Source organism: Phytohabitans maris (assembly GCF_031085175.1).
Lineage (GTDB): Bacteria > Actinomycetota > Actinomycetes > Mycobacteriales > Micromonosporaceae > Phytohabitans > Phytohabitans maris.
The window spans coordinates 222526-241303 of the sequence record NZ_JAVHUY010000004.1 but is presented as its reverse complement, the minus strand read 5'-3'; the positions used below and the strand labels follow the sequence as shown (position 1 = coordinate 241303).

Below are 18778 nucleotides of genomic sequence, written 5' to 3'. Positions count from 1 at the left end.
CCCGCGCCGCCGTGACGCCCGCCCCGCGCCGCCGTGACGCGCGCCGCTCGCGAGGCGCCGCCGCCGTGATCGAAGCTCCCTTCATGTCGCTAGAACGGCATGAGGGGAGCTTCGATCACGCGAGCGCCCTCAGCGGGGTGGCAGGGCGGGCAGCGGGGCGGCGTAGAGCCAGGCGCCGAAGAGGTCGGCCAGCGGCCGGCCCGCGTGCCGCTCCGCCAGCGCGGTGAACTCCGGCGTCGTCACCGTGCCGTGGCGGTGCTCGGCGACCCACGCCCGCAGCAGCCGGAAGAACCCCTCGTCGCCGACCTCGCGGCGCAGCGCGTGCAGCGTCAGCGCGCCCCGCTTGTAGAGCCGCTCGTCGAACATCCGGGCCACGCCCGGGTCGGCGATCCGCAGGTCGGCCGGGCGGGCCCGGAGCCGCGCGTGCCACATCCTCGCCAGCGCCTCCACCGGCGGGCCGCCGGACGCCCCCGACCACAGCCACTCCGCGTACGTCGCGAAGCCCTCGTTGAGCCAGATGTGCCGCCAGTCGGCCACCGTCAGGCTGTTGCCGAACCACTGGTGGGCCAGCTCGTGCGCGACGAGCCGCTCGTGGGTGCGCCGCCCGTCCACGTGGTTGGCGCCGAAGACCGACATCGCCTGCGCCTCGACCGGGTCGTCCAGGTCGTCGTCGGTGACCACGACGGCGTACTCGGCGAACGGGTACGGGCCGAAGAACCGCTGGAACGCGTGCATCATCTCGCCCTGCCGGCCGAAGTCGTGCGCGAACCGCTGCCGCAGCCGGGTCGGCACCGCGGCCCGCTGCGCCGGCTCTCCACTGTAGAGGTTGACCCGCTCGTACCGTCCGATCTGGACGCTCACCAGGTACGAGGAGGTCGGCTCGGGCAGCTCGTAGAGCCAGGTCGTGGTGCTCGCGCCGCGCCGCCGATCGGTCAGCTTCCCGGTGGCCACCACCGTGTACGGCGTCGCCGCCGTCACCGCGATCCGGTAGCTCGCCTTGTCCGCCGGATGGTCGTCGCAGGGAAACCAGGACGGCGCGCCGACCGGCTGGCTGGCCACGAGCACGCCGTCGGCCAGCTCGTCCCAGCCGATGTCGCCCCACCGCCCGGCGACCGGCCGGGGCCGCCCCGCGTAGCGGACCTCGACCCGGAACTCCGCGCCGGCCGGCACCTCGCGGGCCGGCCGGACGTGCAGCTTCTGGCGTACGTGGGTGAACCTCGCGGCCGCCCCGTCGACGAGCACCTGGGCGACCCGGAGCCCGGCCAGGTCGAGGCTGAGCCGGGACAGCCCGTGCGTGGCGACCGCCGTGACCGTCGCCTTGCCGGTGAGCCGGTTGGTGGCGATCCGGTAGTCCAGCTCCAGGTCGTAGTGGCGGGTCCGGTAGCCGCCGTTGCCGTGCTCGGGCAGGTACGGGTCGCCGGAGCGGTCCGCACCGGGCCGGGCCGCCTCCTTCATCCCCGCTGCTGGGCGGGCCAGGCGGCGATCGGGTTGCCGAGCCAGCGGGAGTCGGCCGGTACCGTGTCGCCGCGGGTCACCAGCGAGCCGGGGCCGACCGTCGTCCGGGCGCCGATCGTCGCGCCGGGCAGCACGATGCCGTGCGGGCCGAGCGTGGCGCCCGGCTCCAGGGTCACCTGATCCATGCTCATGATTCGATCATGGAACAGGTGGGTCTGCACGACGCACCCCCGGTTGACCGTCGCCCCGTCGCCGAGCCGGACCAGGTCGAACTCGGGCAGCCAGTACGTCTCCAGCCACACGCCGCGGCCGATCTTCGCGCCCATCGTCCGGAGCCAGCCGGCGAGCAGCGGGGTGCCGCTGGCCGCGCCGAGCAGCCACGGTACGGCGAGCACCTCCACGAACGTGTCGGCCAGCTCGTTGCGCCACACGAACGAGTCCCACAGTGGACGGTCGCCGGCCCGGAACTCCCCGACCAGCAGCCACTTCGCCGCGGTGGCGTTGGCCGCCGCCAGTACCCCGGCGGCGAGCAGCACCACCCCGGACAGCGCTCCCGCGGCGACCGGCCCGAGCGCGTGCCACACCGCCGCCAGCGCGGCCAGGACGAGCACCGCGAGGGCCGCGCCGCACACCACCGGTACCAGGCGGAAGAGCTCGACCAGCGCGCGGGCCGCCTTCAGCCGGGCCGGCGGGGCGTACGTGCGGCTGCTGTCCGCGGCCTCCGGCGACCGGCGCAGCGGCATCGGCGGCATGCCCAGCCACGACGAGCCCTTCTTCGCCTTGCGCGGCGCGGACGACAGGACGCCGACCAGCCCCCGCTTCGGCACCGAGTGGCCGGGGGCGGCCATCCCGGAGTTGCCGAGGAACGCCTGCTTGCCGATCCGGGTGGGCGCCACGTGCAGCCACCCCTGCCGCAGCTCGTAGGTGGCCACCATCGTGTCGTCGGCCAGGAACGCCCCGTCCGCGACGGTGGTCATCTTCGGCAGCGCGAGCACCGTGGAGGCTTCCACGCCCCGGCCCACCTTCGCGCCGAGCAGCCGCAGCCACGCCGGCGTCAGCACGCTGGCGTACAGCGGGAAGAGCCCGACCCGGGCCATGCCCATCAAGCGCTCGGTCGCCCACACCTGCCACGCGACCCGGCTGTGCACCGGGTGGTAGCCGGCCCGCAGCCCCACGCTGAGCGCGCGGACCGCGACCAGCACCAGCAGCGCGTACCCGGCGACGTACGCCAGCGCGGCCGGCGGCGTGGCGACCAGCGCGGCGGTCACCGCCTCGCCGAGCGTGGCCGAGCCCGCGGTCGCCCGGGCCAGGACCGCGATCCCGGGCAGCGCGGCGACGGCCGGCAGCAGCCCGAGCAGGAACGAGGTGACCCCGTACGCGGCGACCCAGCGCCGCGACCGGGCGGGACGGCGGGCCGGCCAGGTGTGCGCGCTCTTGCCGGCCGGTGCGGCCGGGGCACCGACCCAGCGCTGGCCGGCCGGTACCGTCCCGCGCACCGTCGAGCCGGGACCGATCTCGGCGCCCTTGCCGATCCGTACGCCCGGCAGCAGCGTGCTGCGCGCGCCGACCCGGGCGCCGGCGCCGACCCAGGTGTATCCGATGTGGACCAGGTCGCCGTCGACCCAGTACCCGGAGAGGTCGACCTCCGGCTCGACGGCCGCGCCCCGGCCCAGCTTCAGCAGGCCGGTGACCGGTGGCGCGGAGTGCAGGTCGACGTCCCGGCCGATCTCGGCGCCGAGCGCCCGCGCGTACCGGATCATCCAGGACGCGCCGGCCACGCTGGTGGCGCCGCTGAGGTCGGCGAGCCGTTCGGCGGCCCACAGTCGCAGGTGGACGGAGCCGCCCCGGGGGTAGCTGCCCGGCCGCACGCCGGACAGCAGCAGCCGCGCCCCGCCGGCCGAGACGGCGATCCGGCCGACCGGGCTGAACAGCACGAACCAGCCCAGCGCCACCCACCACCAGGAGACCGCCGGCGCCCACGGCGTACCCAGCAGCTTGGCGGCAGCGGCCAGCACGGTCAGCCAGCGCAGCCCGACGACGGTCAGCAGCGGCACCGTCAGCAGGGTCTGTACGGCGCCGGCCCGCCCCGGCGTGGGGGCGACCTCCCGGGCGGTCGTGGCGCCGGCGTCCAGCGCGTCCAGCACGGCCGCCAGGTCGCCCAGCTTCGGGTGCTGGTAGAGGTCGCCGACGGAGGCCCGCGGGTGGCGCCGGCGGATCCAGGCGACCAGCTGGGCCGCGGCGAGGCTGCCGCCGCCGTTGCGGAAGAAGTCGGCGCCGGCGTCGGTGACCCGCACGCCGAGGATCTCCGCCCAGCCCTCGGCGAGCCACGCCTCGGTGCCGGTGAGCGCCGCCGGCCCGCCGTCCACAGTCGGCAGTGGCCAGGGCAGGGCGGCCCGGTCCACCTTTCCGGAGGTACGCGTCGGCAGCGCGTCGACGGCCGCGAGCAGCGGGACCAGCGCGGCAGGCAACGTCTCGCGCAGCCGGGCGGAGGCCGCCTCCGGGTCGAAGGCCGCGCCGTCGAGCACGGTCACGTAGCCGACCAGGACCTGGTTGCCGGCGTTGGTACGGCGCACCGCCGCGGCCGCGCCGGCCACGCCGGGCAGCGCCTGGAGCGCGGCGTCGACCTCGCCCAGCTCGATCCGGCGGCCGCCGAGCTTCACCTGCTCGTCGTCGCGGCCGACGAAGAGCAGCCCTTCCGGCTCGGCGCGGACGATGTCGCCGCTGCGGTAGGCGCGGTCCCAGCCGAGCGAGGGCAGCGGCGCGAACCGTTCGGCGTCCTTGGCGGCGTCGAGGTAGCGGGCCAGCCCCACGCCGCCGATCACCAGCTCGCCGGTGTCGCCCATCCCCACCGGGTCGCCGGAGCGGTCGACCACCGCGAGCCGCCAGCCGGGCAGCGGCAACCCGATCCGCACCGGCCCGTCGCCGGTGAGCCGGGCGGCGCAGGCCACGACGGTCGCCTCGGTCGGCCCGTAGGTGTTCCACACCTCGCGGCCGGGCACGGCGAGACGCTCGGCGAGCTCGGGCGGGCAGGCCTCGCCGCCGAAGATCAGCAGCCGTACGCCGTCCAGCGCCTCGGCCGGCCAGAGCGCGGCGAGCGTGGGCACCGTCGACACCACCGTGATGCCCCGCTCGGCGAGCCAGGGGCCGAGGTCGGCGCCGGCGCGGACCAGCGACCGCGCGGCCGGTACCAGGCAGGCGCCGTGCCGCCAGGCCAGCCACATCTCCTCGCACGAGGCGTCGAACGCCACGGAGAGCCCGGCCAGCACCCGGTCGCCCGGCCCGATCGGCGCCGCGGCCAGGAAGAGCGCCGCCTCGGCGTCCACGAAGGCCGCCGCGGACGCGTGGCTGACCGCGACGCCCTTGGGCCGGCCGGTCGAGCCGGAGGTGAAGATGATCCAGGCGTCGTCGTCCGGGCGCGGCTCGTCGCCCGCCGCGCGGATCGAGATCGCCCCGCGGTCGCCGAGCACCGCGCAGACGCCGGCCTCCGCGAAGACCAGCTCCGCCCGCTCGTCCGGGTCGTCGGCGTCCACCGGCACGTACGCCGCGCCGGCCGCGAGCACGCCGAGGATCGCGACGTAGAGCTCGGCGGTACCGGAGGAGATCCTGATCCCGACCCGGTCGCCGGTGCCGATGCCCACCGCGGCGAGCTTCTCGGACACGGCCGCCACCTCGGCCGCTAGCCGCCGGTAGTCGTACACCCCGGTGCCGTCGTCGAGGGCGGGCGCGTCCGGGTGCCGGGCGACCGTGTCGGCGAAGACGTCCAGCAGCGTACGGGGTGCCGGGGCGCGATCCGAGCCGAAGACGGCGGGGGCGGCGGGCAGTACGGGGGTCAGGGTCATCGCGCACCTTCCTGGACGTACGCCAAGGGGGCGCGCGGCCAGCCGTCTACCCTACGGCAGTTGAACGGCGCGTAACGGACGTATGTCCCGTTCGTGTCGGCCGCCACACGCGGCGGGCACTATCCGGCGCCGGCGCGGAGTACCTCGCCGAGCCGGCGCCGGCGGCGCACGGCCGCCTCGACCGGGACCACCACGGCGACTGCCGCGAGGAAGGCGGCTGCGAGCGGGGCGATCCCCCACCACGGCACCGCCACCGGCGGGTCGCCCTCCGCGCCGACGACCACCCGCAGCGCGAGCGGGCCAGCCGTCAGGTACGCGAGCAGGACGCCGAGCAGCGGCCCGCCGATCGCCGCGACCGCCACCGGGGGCAGCAACTCGCCGGCGGCGACCCACCGGGCCTCGCGCAGCCGCAGGCCGAGCGTGCGCAGCCGGCTGAGGGTCTGCCAGCGTTCCGGGGCGCCCTCGGCCGCGCCCAGCGCGAGCCCGAGCAGGCCCAGGGCGAGCAGGACGGCGGCCGAGGTCCAGGCGAGGCGGAGCAGCCCGGCGGTCAGCGGCGCGCCGCGGCGCTCGTGGAGGACGCCGGCGCGCAGCACCGTGTCCACGCCGTCGGTCCCGGCGGCGACGGCCCGCGCGGTGCCGGGTCCGGTGACCCAGACGGTGTTCGGGACCACGGGTACGCCGGCGGCGGTGAGGGCGGCGGCGTCCACGACGACCACGTCGCCGGTACCGCCGACGGCCGGTGCCGTGCCGACCGCGGTGAGCGGCACGGCCTCCGCGTCGCCGTCGCGGGGCAGCCGCAGCCGCATGCCGGGGCGCAGGCTGCCGTCGCCGGACCGCACCAGCGCCGGTACGCCACCCGGACCGGCCGGCCCGAGCCGGGCGAGGTCGGGCGCGTCCGGCAGCGGCGTGGTGGCCAGCAGCCGCCGGAACGCCGCCGCGTCCACGACGACCAGGCGCGGGGTGACCAGCGCCGACTCGGTGGTGACCCGGGCGCCGTCGACGACCTGGGCGGCGACGGCCTGCCGTACCCCCGGCGACGCGGCGACGCGCCCGGCGAGCGCGCGCATGTCGACGCCGGCCGCCGGGTTGGCGTCGAGGCGGGCGTCGGCGCCGACCGTGCGCCACGCCCCGTCGGCCAGGCCGCGGTCCGCGGTGGCGCCGAGCGTGAGCGCGAACGCGGCCAGCGCGGCGGCGGCGACCATCGCCAGCGGCGGCAGCGCGTGGCTGGCCGTGGCGGCGGCGCGGGCGGCCCCGAACGCGGCGAGCGGGCGGCGCGAGCGCAGCGCCCACCGCAGCGCGGCGCGGGTACCGGCGGGCAGCAGCCGCAGCAGTGCGAGCGCGCCGGCGACGGCGCCGAGGGCGGGTGCGCTCGACGGCAGCGCGGCCTCACCGTCCGATGTGGACCACGGGCCGGCGGCGCCGCCGGCCGGGGCGGGCAGGATGCCGCGCTGGTGCAGGGCGACGAGCGCGGCGGCCGCGGCGACCAGGACCGCGACCTCCACGGCGGCGCCGCGCAGCTGCCGGGTCTGGGCCAGCCAGCGGCGGGCGGCCCGGTTGGCCGGGGCGCGGCGGTCCCGGGTGGCCCGGGCGGCGTGGAGCGTGCCGAACCCCGGGCCGGCGGCGGCCGCGGCGAGGGCCACCGGGACCGCCCACCACCACGAGACGCCCGGCGCGACCAGGCGGGCCAGCGCCAGCCCGACCCCGGCGGCCACCAGCGCGACCGCGGCGGACTCGACCAGCAGCTCGGCGGCGAGGTCGGGCAGTCCCGTACCGCGCTGCCGGGCGGCGGCCAGCGGCTGGGTGCGGCGGCGGGCCAGCAGATCCGCGGCGAGCAGCAGGACCAGCACCGCACCGGTCAGGACGGCGGCGAGCAGGACGGAGGCCTGCGCGGAGGCGGCGTTCACCCGGGTCTGTACCTCGCGCAGCACCAGGTCGAGCTGGGTCTCCCACTTCAGCGACGTGTCCTGGACGCTGGACGCGCCGGAGGTCGCCTTGAGCGTGACGAGGGTACCGGTGACCGCCTCGGCCGTGCCCGAGTCGAGCGCGCCGGGTTCGGGGCTGAAGCGTACGGCGCGGTCGAGCTCGTCCTGGTCGAAGGCGAGCCGGGCGTCGGGAAGCGAGCCGGGCGAGAGCAGGCCGCCGAGCCGGGTGGTGCCCACGCCGTCGGCGCCGGCGACCGGCCGCAGCAGCCAGGGCGCGAGCCGCCAGGTCGGGTCGCCGCTGTCCTCGGCCCGGAAGACGCCGCTGACCTGGACGTCCTTCGCCCGCCGGAACTCGTCGACGAGCGGGATCCGGTCACCCGGGCGCACGCCCAGCTCGGCGGCGTCCACCTCGGACAGTCCGATCTGGACCGGCCAGGGCGGTCCGCCGTACGGGACCGTGAGGCTCTCCCGCTCCGGCGGCACCGAGGGCGCTGGCGGGCTCCCGGCCACCCAGGTCACCCGCGTCTGGCTGTGCGGCCCGCGCCCGTCCACGAGGTACGCGAGCCGGAACGTGCGCGGCGCGGTGCCCTCGGTGACCTTGAGGGTGGGGCTGGTGACGACCGCGACCGGCGGGCGGAGCACGGCGCGCAGCCCCGGATCGAGCGCCTCCGTGGCCCGCTCGCGGAAGTCGTCGACGTCCTCGGCGAGGCGGGGCGCGCGGATCCGGCCGCCGTCCGGCGCGTCGTCGTACTCCCAGCGGGCGTGGGCCAGCACGTCGCCGTCCCGGCCGGCGGTACGGGCCGCGTCCCGGACCGCGTCGTCGGCGGTCGCGCGCAGCAGCGGTGGCGCCGCGCCGGCGAGCAGCGTGACGACCGCGACGACGGCGGCGACCAGCAGCAGCGGCCCGGCGTCGGCGCGGGCCCGGCCCCGGACGCTGGGCCGGTGGAGGGCCGGCCGGATCACGACGCCACCCGCAGGTGGGCCGCGTCCGCCCGCCGGGCCTGGGCCACGACCGCGGCGGCCACGGCGAGGAGGGCGCCGGCCAGCAGCAGCGCGAGCAGGACGGCCTCGGCCGCCCACGGCCAGACCGGCAGGACCGCCGGAACGGGTACGGCACCGGTATCGGAGCGGACCATCAGCGGCGCGACGGCGTACGTGGCGAGCGCGCCGACCGCCGCCCCGGCCACCACCAGCGGCAGGAGTACCCCGGCGTGCTGGCCGAGCAGGACGGCGCGGATCTCCCGCCGGTACATGCCCAGGCCGCGCAGCCGGGCCACCTCGACCGCCCGGGCCCGCAGGTCGAACGTCACGTGCAGGACCACGCCGGCGAGCAGCAGCAGGGCCGCGGCGGGTACGAGCAGCCGGAGCGCGGCGGGCAGGCCGGCGCGGGGCGGGCTGCCGGCGAGCCGGGCGGCCTCCTCGGCTCGGGTGGTGACGGTGCCGAGGTGCAGGCCGGTGGCGCGGGCCGCCGCGTCCGGGTACGCCGGGTCGCCGACCCACCAGGCGTCCATCGGGAAGTCCAGGTTGCCGGCCGCGACGAGCGCGCGGGAGAGGGTGTCCAGGTCGGCCAGGATCGCGGCGGCGCCCGGCGCGGACGGGACGCTGGGCAGCACCTCGGCGACGTTCAACGCGACCGGTGTGGTGCCGATGGCGACGCTGAGCGGGGCTCCCTTGTGGACGTTCAGCTCCCGCGCGAACCGGCCGGAGATGGCGACCGGTACCGGACCGGGGTCGGGGAAGGCGGTGGCGACCAGCGTGCGGGCGGCGTTCTCCGGGCCACCCAGCGACGCGGTCGCGGTCATCCTCAGCTCGGCCCCGGCGGGCGTACCGGTCGCGGCGGCGGCCGGCGCGACGAGCCGCTCGGGCGCGGGCGGCGCGGAGGTGGCGGTCCACGGCGCCGGCCCGGGCGCCGTGCCCGGCACGGTGAGGGTGACGGCGACGGCGCTGCTGCCGGGGTCGACGGGCCCGGCCGGCAGGATCGGCAGGGCGACCGCGACCAGCCGCAGGCCGTCGACCGGGGCGCAGTCCGGCAGCCGGTGGGTCGTGCCGTCGAGCGGGAGCGGCTCGCCGTCGCAGGCGGTCCGCAGGCCGGTGGCGTCCTGCATCAGCAGCCGGGGCGTGACCGCGACCGGTGCCGCGCCGGTCGCCGTACCGGAGATCGTGAGCACGGCACCGGCCGGTACGGCGAGGCCGCCGGCCGGGGTCGGCGGCGCGAGGGCGGCCCCCACCCCCGCCCAGCCGCGGTCGCCGTCCAGCCGGCCGCGGAGCAGGGACCCGGCCCGGGCGGTGTCGACGGCGACCAGCCGGGGCGGGTCGCCCGCGCTGCCGATCCACTGCCCGACCGCGATCCCCCGGTCGGCGGCCGGGCTCACCGTGCCCCCGGTGGCCGCGCCGACCGCCGCGCCGTCGCCGGTACGGGGTGCGGCGGCCAGGGTGAGGGCGAGGTCGGTGCCGACGGAGAGGTCGGCCTGGTCGCGCTGCGAGCGATCCCAGGTCGCGTCGAGCCCGATCCCGAACGTGCCGGCCGCGCAGGCCAGGCCGACCAGCAGGCCGGCGGCCATCGCGTGGGAGCGGCGGGCAGCCTCGGTCGCGGCGAGCGGAAACGCCAGCCCGCGGGCCCTGCGGGCCAGCCGGTCGGCGGCGCGCAGCGCGGGCGGGGCGACCCGCAGCGCCAGCGCGGCACCGGCGGCGAGCACCAGCGCCGGCGCGACCACGCGGACCGCGTCGGCGCGGGCGCCGGAGCCGGTCGGCTGGGCCGCCAGCTGCCACCAGCCGGCGGCGGCGAACGCGACGAGCAGCAGGTCGGCCCCGGAACGGGCGAGCAGGTCGCGCCGGTGGCGGCGGTCGGCGGGCGGGGCGGCGCGCCGGACCGCGAGGACGACGAGCACCGCCGCGAGCCCGAACGCGCCGGCGGCGACCGCGAGCACCTGCGCGGCCCCGACGCCCGGACCGGTGGCGAGCCCGGCGCCGGAGAGCGGGGCCAGGTGGGTCAGGCCGGCGTGCAGCGCGGACGACGCGGGTACCGCCAGCGCGGCGGCGAGCAGCGCGAGCGCGCCGCCCTCGACGGTCGCGGCGGCGGCGAACTGGCCGGGGCCGACCCCGAGTGCGGAGAGCAGGGCGTGCTCCCCGGTACGCAGGCCGGCGGTGAGGCGGCCGGCCAGGGCGAGGGCGGTCGCGGTGAGCAGGCAGCCCAGGACGGCGAGGGCGAGTACCGCCGCGGCGGTCACCCGCTGCTGCTCGCGGGCCCGCCCGATCGTGTCCGGCAGCGGCGACTCGACGCGCTCGATCCGTACCCGGTCGCCGAGGGCGCCGGCCAGCCGCCGGTCGGCGCCGGAGATGTTGCCGGTGACGGTGTCCAGGTCGCGGCGGGTGGCGCGGGACAGGTCCGGCCGGGCGGTGACCTCCAGCCGGCCGACGAGCGAGCCGCTGCCGAACAGGTCGGCGAGGTCGACCAGGAACGGCCCGTACGCGTGTACCGGCTGGGGGTTCTGTCCTTCGAAGTGGAGGTCGTAGCCGGCGCCGGCGAGCGGGTCGCGGTCCCAGCCGGCGCCGGGCAGCGGCCGCGCGACGCCCACGACGGTGACGTCGAGCGGCGGCGCCGGGTCGACGGAGAGCTCCGCGCCGAGGCGGACCCGGTCGCCGGGGGCGAGGCCGAGCAGCCGGGCGGTGGGCTCGAGGACGGCGGCCTCCAGCGCGGCGGCGCGGCCGGTCGCGGCGCGCGGCCAGCGCCCGGCGGCCAGCGTGGCCCGGGCCGGGAGGTCGTCGAGCCCGGACAGGTACGTCTCGGCGGGCAGCCCGTCCACCCGGGGCGCCGACGGCAGCGACCGGTTGACCGACGAGACGCGGGTGGCCGTGGTCGCCGGGAACGGCGCGAGCGCCGAGGTCAGCACGTCCCGGCTGTCTGCCGCGACCGAGGCCGCGTCCGCCCCGCGGACCGTGACGTTGTACGCGGTGACCTTGACGTCGTCGGGCGCCGCGCGGGCCGCCACGACCTCGATCGCCCGCCCGGCGGTACGGGTGACGAGGAGGGCGCAGGTGCCGAGCAGCGTCGCGCCGATCGTGACGACGGCGAGCAGGGCGGCCAGCAGCGGCCACTGCGCGCGGGCGCGGCGGGCGAGCAGCCTCAGCACGAGACCTGGCCGTCGTGCATGCGCAGCACCCGGTCGGCGAGCTCCATCATCACCGGGTCGTGTGTGGACACCAGCACCGTGACGCCCTCGGACTCCACGACGCCGCGCAGCAGCGCCATCACCGACAGCCCCGTCTCGGCGTCCAGCTGCCCGGTCGGCTCGTCGGCGATCAGCAGCCGGGGCGAGGCGGCCAGGGCCCGGGCGACCGCCACCCGCTGCTGCTGGCCGCCGGAGAGCTCGTCCGGGCGCTGCGCGGCGTGGTCGGCCAGGCCGACCAGGTCCAGCAACAGCTCCACCCGCCGCTCACGCTCCACTGTGGGCACGCGGGCCAGCCGCAACGGAACGCCGACGTTCTCCGCCGCCGTCATCACCGGGATCAGGCCGAACGTCTGGAACACGTACGCGACCCGGGACCGCCGCAGGTCGGACAGGCCGTCGTCGTCGAGCGCGGTGACCTCGGTGCCGTCGACGACGACCGTCCCCTCGTCCGGCCGGTCCAGGCCGCCGACGACGTTCAGCAGGGTCGTCTTGCCCGAGCCGGAGCGCCCGACCAGCGCGACCATCGTGCCGGCGGCCACGTCGAACGACACGTCCCGCAGCGCGTGCACCGACGCCGGACCGGAGCCGAAGCGCCGGTGTACGCCGCGCACGCTGACCAGGTCGGCCGTCACGCGCCGCCGCCGAGGTCCGGGCGTACCTCGACGCGGTCGGCCTCCAGCGCCAGCCGGACCCGCCGGGTCAGCGCGAGTGCCTCCCGGTAGTCGCGCGGTATCTGGACCCGCCCGGCCCGGTCCATCACCGCGTACTCCTCGGCGATCACGTGCGTGCCGCCGTCCGCGCCGGTGGCGGTGCGGCGCAGCACCTCGCTGCTGGTCCGCCCGTCCCGGATCGCCACCGTACGCGCGACCTTGCCGCTGACCTCAGGGTCGTGGGTCACCACGACGACGGTGACGCCGAACTCCCGGTTGACGCCCCGCAACGCCTCGAAGACCTGGGCCGAGGTGGCCGCGTCCAGCTCGCCGGTCGGCTCGTCGGCCAGCAGCACGCGGGGCCGGTTGGCGAGCGCCACCGCGATCGCGACCCGCATCTGCTCGCCGCCGGAGAGCTCGGCCGGGCGCCGGTCGGCGCAGTCCGCGACGCCGAGGGCGGCCAGCAGCTCACCGGCCCGGGTGCGGCGCTCGCGGGCCGGCGTGCGGGCGGCGGTCATCGGCAGGTCGACCATCTGGCGCGCGGTCAGGTACGGCACGAGGTTGCTGGCGGTCTGCTGCCGCACGAACCCGACCGTGTGCCGCCGGTAGCGCACCCGGTCGGCCCGGGACATCGCCAGCAGGTCCCACCGGTCGACCCGCGCCCGCCCGGCGGTCGGGGCGTCGATCCCGGCGAGGATGGAGAGCAGCGTCGACTTCCCCGACCCGGACGCCCCGACGACGGCCACCATCTCGCCGCGCTCCACGACCAGGTCGAGCCCTTGCAGCGCCTGCACCTCGACCGACCCGGTCTGGTAGATCCGTACCAAGCTCTCGCAGGCGATCATCGTGTCAGATCCTCACCCCGCGTGATCGCCGCCGTCAATACGCGACCGGCCCCCCGGGTGGCGCGGCCAGCCGGGTTCCGCCATCGTAAAGGGATGGCCGGGACCGTGGACCTGAGCCGCCGGGAGCTGCTGGGCTTCGCCGCCGCTGCCGCGGTCGGCGCGGTTGCCGGCCCGCCGGCGTTTCCGCGAAAGGGATCGGCCGCTGGCCGGCCGGTGCCCACAGTGGAGGAACGGCACCGGGTGGTGATCATCGGGAGTGGGTACGGCGGGGCCGTAGCGGCGCACCGGCTGGCCGCCGCCGGCGTACCGAATGTTGTGCTGGAACGGGGACGGCGCTGGCCGGTCACCGCGGCGGGCGACACCTTCCCGCCGTTTCTCCGGCCGGACCGCCGGTCGTCCTGGTTTACGCCGGCGCCGGTCTACCCCGGCATGCCGCCCGCCGTCTACCGGCCGTACGCGGGGCTGTTCGAGAAGATCTACGGCCGCGGCATGAACGTGATCTGCGGCGCCGGCGTCGGTGGCCTCTCGCTGGTCGACGGCGTGATGCTGCAGCCGGCCGAGGCGCTGTTCGCGCGCGTGATGCCGGCCGAGGTGGACTACCGGGAGATGGCCGACCGGTTCTACCCGCTGGTCCGCGCCGCGATCGGCGTCGGCACGATCCCCGACGACGTGCTGGCCCACGAACGGTACGCCGGCACCCGGCTCTTTCTGGACCAGGCCCGCCGCGCCGGGCTGCCGGCGGGCCGCCTCGACGAGGCCTGCGACTGGGACGTCGTCCGCGCCGAGCTCGCCGGCCGCGCGGTGCCGTCCGCCTCGATCGGCGAGTACCTGACCGGCGTCAACAGCGGCGCGCGCACCTCGGTCGACCGCAACTACCTGGCCCGGGCCGAGGCGACCGGCCGGACCAGCGTCCGGCCGCTGCACGTGGTGACCGGCGTGAGCATCGACCCGCGCGGCCGGTATGTCGTGCGGGCCGACCGCATCGACGCCGACGGCGTGCTGCTGGAGCGGTTCGCGCTCACCACGGACGCGGTGTTCTTCGCCGCCGGCTCGATGGGCACCAGCCGGCTGCTGGTCCGCGCCCGGGACACCGGGGCGCTGCCGGCCCTCAACGAACACGTCGGCCGGCACTGGGGCAACAACGGCCTGCGGCTCTACTTGCGCGCCCTGGTCCCCGAACCGACCGGCGCGCGGCAGGGCGGCCCCACCAGCGTCGCCATCATGAAGTGGGACGACCCCGATCCCGTGACGATCGAGTTCGGCCCGGCGCCGTTTCCGGTCGAGACCCACGCCATGCCCCTGCCCGGCATCGGCCTCTGCGCGCCGGTCGGCCGCTTCGAGTACCGGCCGGCGACCGACGACGTGGAGCTGACCTGGTCCGCCGACGGCGACCGGGGCGCGCGGGAGGCGATCGCGACCACCCTGCGGCAGCTCGTGACCGCGACCGGCTGGCCGCCGCTCCCACCGCTGCCGCTGCCACCCGCGCTGGACGACCCGTTGCTCTCCCTGGCCGCGGCGGCGCCGTACGGGCTGCTGGACATGAACGGCCTGGAGTCGTACACGTTCCACCCGCTGGGCGGCGCCGTGCTGGGCCGGGCCTGCGACGGACACGGCCGGCTGGCCGGCTACCGCGGCCTGTACGTCGTCGACAGCGCCCTGATTCCGGGCTCGACCGGGGCGTGCAACCCGGCGCTGACGGTGGCCGCCCTGGCCGAGCGCTGCCTGGCCGACATCGTCGCCCGCGACGCCGGCACCGTCTTCTAGCCGTTGGCGTCGCCAGCAGGCGCGCCTAGCGCCCGGGCGGTCATGCTCGTGGGTCCACTCCGGACGGAGCGGGGGTCGCGCGGCGGAGGGTGAGCGCGCAGAGCGCGAGGGCCAGGGCGGCCGTCGCGGCCGCGGACCACATGATTCCGGTGAACGTGTGCGGCGCCAGCCACTCGACCGCCACCACCAGCGCGGCGCTGGCCGTCCACAGTGGTGCCGAGGGCCACCGGGCGCCGGCCGCGACCCCGGCGTTGACCAGCACGAACACCAGGGCGTAGAGCGCGCCGGTCAGCGCGAAGACCGGGGCGTACCGACCCAGGGTGGCGTAGTCGGGGCCGCCGGCCAGGCGGAAGGCGAGCGCGCCGGCCAGCGCCGACGCCGCGACCAGCAGCGCGCCGCAGGCGCCGACCAGCGCGGTCGCGAGTACCAGGGTGCGGCGGCTGCCGCGGGCCAGCCGGGGCAGGGCGAGCACGGTGACCGCCTGCGGGGCCCAGATCGCGCCCTTGGTCAGCACGGTCCCGACCGCGTACGCGCCCGAGGCGGCGGCGGGCAGCAGGTGGCGGGCGAGCAGCAGGTCGGCGTAGGAGGCGACCAGCATGGCGAGCGTCGCCGAGCTGGCGGTCACCACTCGCCGGGCGGTGATCCCGCCGCCATCGACGTGCGGGCCGCCGCCTTCCAGCCGCAGGCCGTCCTCCGCGTGCGCGCCGCCTCCCACGCGCGCGCCGCCTTCCCCGGGCGGGGCGCCTTCCCCGGGCGGGGCGCCGGCGGAGCGGGTGAGGAGGGCGAGCGCCGGCGGGACCAGCAGCGCGGTGGCGGTGCCGGCGAGGACCGCGCCGGTCAGGCCGGCGCCTAGGGCCAGGCCGGCGACCAGGCCGCCGTACCGGCCGGCGGTGAGGACGCCCATGCCGGCCGCGAGGCGCGCAAACCGTTCGTCGCCCTGAAGCTCGCCCAGCCAGCGGCCGGCCGCCACCACCGCGCCGGTGTAGAGCGCCAGCAGCGGGACGGCGGCCGGGGGCAGGTCGAGCAGCGCGTCCGCGACCGGGGTCAGCGCCACCACGGCGGCGGCGCAGGCCGCGGCGGTCAGCCACCCCACGCGACCGGACACGGCGCCGGGGTGGCGGGCGCGGTGGACCGCGACGGCGATCTGCAGGCCGAGGCCGGGCACGCCCATGATCGCGGCGATCGCCGTCACGGTGGCGAGCGCGCCCAGGTCACCCGGGCTGAGCTGCCGGGCGCCGAGCACCGGTACCAGGTACGCCACCGCGTTGGTGGCGACGCCCGCGGCCGCGACGGCAGCACCGGCCACGCCCACGCGCCGCCGTACCCGGGTCGCCTCAGCCTGTGCCATCGTCACCTCGCCGGCCGCGGCACTCGTCGCGGATCCTGTGCAGGTTACTGATGAGAAACTTGGCGGTCCACCCGGTCACCGAAACGCGGGTGGGGCGGCTAAGGTTCCCCACCATGGCCGGCACCTTGTCGATGACGCTCCGCACCCGGCTGCCGGCTGGCCTGATGGGTGCGGCGATCCGCGCCGTGTACCCGCGGGTCGAGCCCGAGCTGGCCCGCCTCCACTCGTACGCGCCGCGCGGCGGGACGGCGGTCGACGTCGGCGCCTGGTACGGGCCGTGGACCCGGCGGCTGCGCCGGCTCGCCGACCGGGTCGTGGCGCTGGAGCCGGCCGCCGAGCTGGCCGAGCTGGTGGCCGAGGCCTACCCGGACGTCCGGGTGGTGCGGGCCGCCGCCTCCGACCACGCCGGTACGGCGACGCTCCACCTGCCCGAGGGCGGCGCGGCCGTCGGTACGTCCTCTGTGGAGCATGGCGACGGCCGGCCGGTGCTGGTGCCCCGGGTGACCGTGGACGGGTTGGAGCTGACCGACGTCCGGTTCATGAAGATCGACGTCGAGGGGCACGAGCTGGCCGTGCTGCGCGGCGCCGAGCGGACCATCCGCCGCGACGCTCCCCTGCTGCTGGTCGAGGTGGAGGAGCGGATCCAGCCGGTCGGGCCGATCCTCGCCCTGCTGCGCGGGTGGGGCTACCGCCCGTACGTGATGCCCCGCGGCCGCTGGCTGCCGCTGGACGGCTTCGACCTGGTCGCCCACCAGCGCGCGGCGGTGGGGCGGGTGCGGCAGAGCTTCGCCCGCCGGCTGGTCGCGCCCTGGCCCCGCTACGTCAACCTCGTGCTCTTCAAACCCGAGCCGCGAGGACCGGCGACGCGAGAGCACGAGCCGCGAGAGCACGAGCCGCGAGGGCCGCAAGCCCGAGCGCCGGAGACCCGATGAGCGCCGACACGGCTGAGGCGGAGGCCGGGCGCGCGACCGTCAGCGTCCCCGTGCCGGCGTGGCTCGTCCGCGACCCGCTGCACCTCGTCGCGGCGGTGCTGATCGCGGCGAGCATCGCCTGGCGGGCGAGCATCACCAGCCGCGGATACCTCGCGATCGACGACTTCCCGATCATCTCCCAGGCGGACGCCGCCGGCCTCGGCCCGGACTACCTGTTCGAGTTCTACAACAACCACCTCATGCCGGCCGGCCGCCTGGTCACCTGGCTGACCCACCGGTCGACCGAGTTCGACTACTGGCCGTACGCGACGCTGATGATCGCCGGCCAGGCGGCGGTGGGCATCGCCTTCTACCGCCTGCTGCGGCTCATGCTTCCCGCCACCTGGGCGCTGCTGGTGCCGCTGTGCCTGTTCCTGTTCAGCCCGCTCACGCTGGAGGTCAGCGCGTGGTGGGCGGTGGGGATCAACCTCCTGCCGATGCAGCTGGCGATGATCATGGCGATGACCGCCCAGGTGCGGTACGTCCGGACCCGCCGGCCGCGCCACCTGGTCGCGCTCGGCCTCTGGGTCCTGTTCGGCCTGGCGTTCTTCGAAAAGTCGCTGCTCACGGTCGCCTTCGTCTTCCTCGCCACGGTCTGCCTCTACTCCCCCGGCGGCCCGCTCCGGGCGGTGGTGACCGCGCTCCGGCGGTGGCCCCTCGCCTGGCTCGTGCTCACCGGGATCTCGCTGGCGTTCCTCGCCGTGTACCTGTCGCTGGCGACCTCGTCCCTGCGCCGGCCGTCGTCCGGCGCCGAAGTGGGCACGTTCCTGCACCAGTTCTTCGGGCAGTCGCTCAGCACCGGTCTGCTCGGCGGCCCGTGGACCTGGCTCGACGCGGCGGACGGCCCGGCCGTCGCGGCCCCCACGGTCACCGCCCAGCGGGTCTCCTGGGTGCTGGTGCTGGCGTTCGTCGGCGTGACGCTGTGGCTGCGCCGTGGAGTGGCACTGCGCGCGTGGGCGCTGTTCCTGCTCTACGCCGCGCTCTCCGCGGGCCTGATCGGCGCCACCCGGCTCGGCTCGGCCTACAGCGGCGTCGCCGGCCTGGTCCCGCGCTACATCGGCGACGTCCTCCTCGTCGCCGCCATCTGCGCCGGCGTGGCACTGTGCGGCCTGCGCGACCGGGAGGAGCCGAGGGAGGAAGAGCCGGGGGAGGAAAAGAGGTCGGCCGGCGCGGTGCTGGGCGTGGCCGCCGCCGCCCTGCTCGTGGCGAGCAGCCTCGCGAGTGGCGTCGACTTCGCGAAGGACTGGTCGGTCAAGGCCGGCCGTGACTACCTGGCCGCCGCCCGAGCGGACCTCGCGGACGCCCCGCCCGGCACCGTGTTCATGGACCAGCCGGTGCCCACGGCGGTGATGGACCCGCTCTCCGCGCCATGGAACGCGCAGTCCCGGTTCTTCGCGCCGCTCGACGGCGGGCCGGTGTTCGTGACCCAGGCACGCGAGTTGTCGATCTTCGACTCCTCGGGGAGGATCCGGCCGGCGTGGGTCGAGGGCATCAGGGCCGCGCCGGGGCCGGCGCCCGGCTGCGGCTACAAGGCCGCCGCCGGCGAGGCGGTCACCGTGCCCCTCGCCGCGACCGTGCCCGAGTACTGGCAGGCGGTGCGGATCGCGTACATCGTGGACCGGGACACCAGGGCCACGTTCCGGCTCGGCGGCGGCGAGGGGCGGTCGTTCGACGCGCGGCGCGGGCTCAACGCGGTCTTCATGCTGGTCTGGGGCGGCGGAGACCGGGTCGAGCTGACGATGGGCGACCCGGCGGCCACGTTCTGCACGGACGAGATCGAGATCGGCGACCTCGTGCCGCAGCCGGTCGGGTAGC

General features: G+C 77.3%; 10 protein-coding genes. 3 read left to right on the top strand and 7 right to left on the bottom strand.

Annotated features, from left to right (window positions below; all coding sequences use genetic code 11):
- Positions 1-129: 129 nt before the first annotated feature.
- From RB614_RS05980 to RB614_RS05955, 6 genes are all read right to left on the bottom strand, one after another.
- A complete protein-coding gene (locus RB614_RS05980; RefSeq protein ID WP_308711344.1) occupies positions 130-1455 on the bottom strand; it encodes a M1 family metallopeptidase in 1326 nt (441 codons plus the stop codon).
- A complete protein-coding gene (locus RB614_RS05975) occupies positions 1452-5294 on the bottom strand; it encodes a Pls/PosA family non-ribosomal peptide synthetase (RefSeq protein WP_308711343.1) in 3843 nt (1280 codons plus the stop codon). The genes RB614_RS05980 and RB614_RS05975 overlap by 4 nt, the downstream gene beginning before the upstream one ends.
- A gap of 119 nt (positions 5295-5413) precedes the next feature.
- Positions 5414-8179 carry an FtsX-like permease family protein gene (locus RB614_RS05970; RefSeq protein ID WP_308711342.1) on the bottom strand — a complete coding sequence of 922 codons (2766 nt, stop codon included), beginning with the start codon at positions 8177-8179 and terminating at the stop codon, positions 5414-5416.
- A complete protein-coding gene (locus tag RB614_RS05965; protein WP_308711341.1) occupies positions 8176-11346 on the bottom strand; it encodes an FtsX-like permease family protein in 3171 nt (1056 codons plus the stop codon). The genes RB614_RS05970 and RB614_RS05965 overlap by 4 nt, the downstream gene beginning before the upstream one ends.
- Entirely contained in the window at positions 11340-12017 is a 678-nt protein-coding gene (locus tag RB614_RS05960; RefSeq protein WP_308711340.1) for an ABC transporter ATP-binding protein, read from the bottom strand. Before RB614_RS05960 ends, RB614_RS05965 begins: the two co-directional genes overlap by 7 nt.
- Entirely contained in the window at positions 12014-12880 is an 867-nt protein-coding gene (locus RB614_RS05955) for an ABC transporter ATP-binding protein (RefSeq protein ID WP_308711339.1), read from the bottom strand. The genes RB614_RS05960 and RB614_RS05955 overlap by 4 nt, the downstream gene beginning before the upstream one ends.
- A 93-nt stretch (positions 12881-12973) precedes the next feature.
- Between RB614_RS05955 and RB614_RS05950 the strand changes: the two genes are divergently transcribed.
- On the top strand, positions 12974-14644 hold the full coding sequence (locus RB614_RS05950; protein WP_308711338.1) for a GMC oxidoreductase: 1671 nt from the start codon (positions 12974-12976) through the stop codon (positions 14642-14644).
- A gap of 40 nt (positions 14645-14684) precedes the next feature.
- Here RB614_RS05950 and RB614_RS05945 read toward each other — a convergent pair whose 3' ends face one another.
- Positions 14685-15992 (bottom strand): polysaccharide biosynthesis protein, encoded by a 1308-nt coding sequence (locus RB614_RS05945; RefSeq protein ID WP_308711337.1) that lies wholly within the window; start codon positions 15990-15992, stop codon positions 14685-14687.
- A gap of 113 nt (positions 15993-16105) precedes the next feature.
- Here RB614_RS05945 and RB614_RS05940 point away from each other — a divergent pair, with 113 nt between their 5' ends.
- Together RB614_RS05940 and RB614_RS05935 are read left to right on the top strand one after the other, a co-directional pair.
- On the top strand, positions 16106-16924 hold the full coding sequence (locus RB614_RS05940) for an FkbM family methyltransferase (RefSeq protein WP_308711336.1): 819 nt from the start codon (positions 16106-16108) through the stop codon (positions 16922-16924).
- A complete protein-coding gene (locus RB614_RS05935) occupies positions 16921-18777 on the top strand; it encodes a hypothetical protein (protein ID WP_308711335.1) in 1857 nt (618 codons plus the stop codon). The genes RB614_RS05940 and RB614_RS05935 overlap by 4 nt, the downstream gene beginning before the upstream one ends.
- Position 18778 lies beyond the last annotated feature (1 nt).

Coding starts and splice junctions, on each gene's coding strand:
- RB614_RS05980 (WP_308711344.1), bottom strand. CDS start 1,455: ATGAAGGAGGCGGCCCGGCCCGGTGCGGACCGCTCCGGCGACCCGTAC.
- RB614_RS05975 (WP_308711343.1), bottom strand. CDS start 5,294: ATGACCCTGACCCCCGTACTGCCCGCCGCCCCCGCCGTCTTCGGCTCG.
- RB614_RS05955 (WP_308711339.1), bottom strand. CDS start 12,880: ATGATCGCCTGCGAGAGCTTGGTACGGATCTACCAGACCGGGTCGGTC.
- RB614_RS05950 (WP_308711338.1), top strand. CDS start 12,974: ATGGCCGGGACCGTGGACCTGAGCCGCCGGGAGCTGCTGGGCTTCGCC.
- RB614_RS05945 (WP_308711337.1), bottom strand. CDS start 15,992: ATGGCACAGGCTGAGGCGACCCGGGTACGGCGGCGCGTGGGCGTGGCC.
- RB614_RS05940 (WP_308711336.1), top strand. CDS start 16,106: ATGGCCGGCACCTTGTCGATGACGCTCCGCACCCGGCTGCCGGCTGGC.
- RB614_RS05935 (WP_308711335.1), top strand. CDS start 16,921: ATGAGCGCCGACACGGCTGAGGCGGAGGCCGGGCGCGCGACCGTCAGC.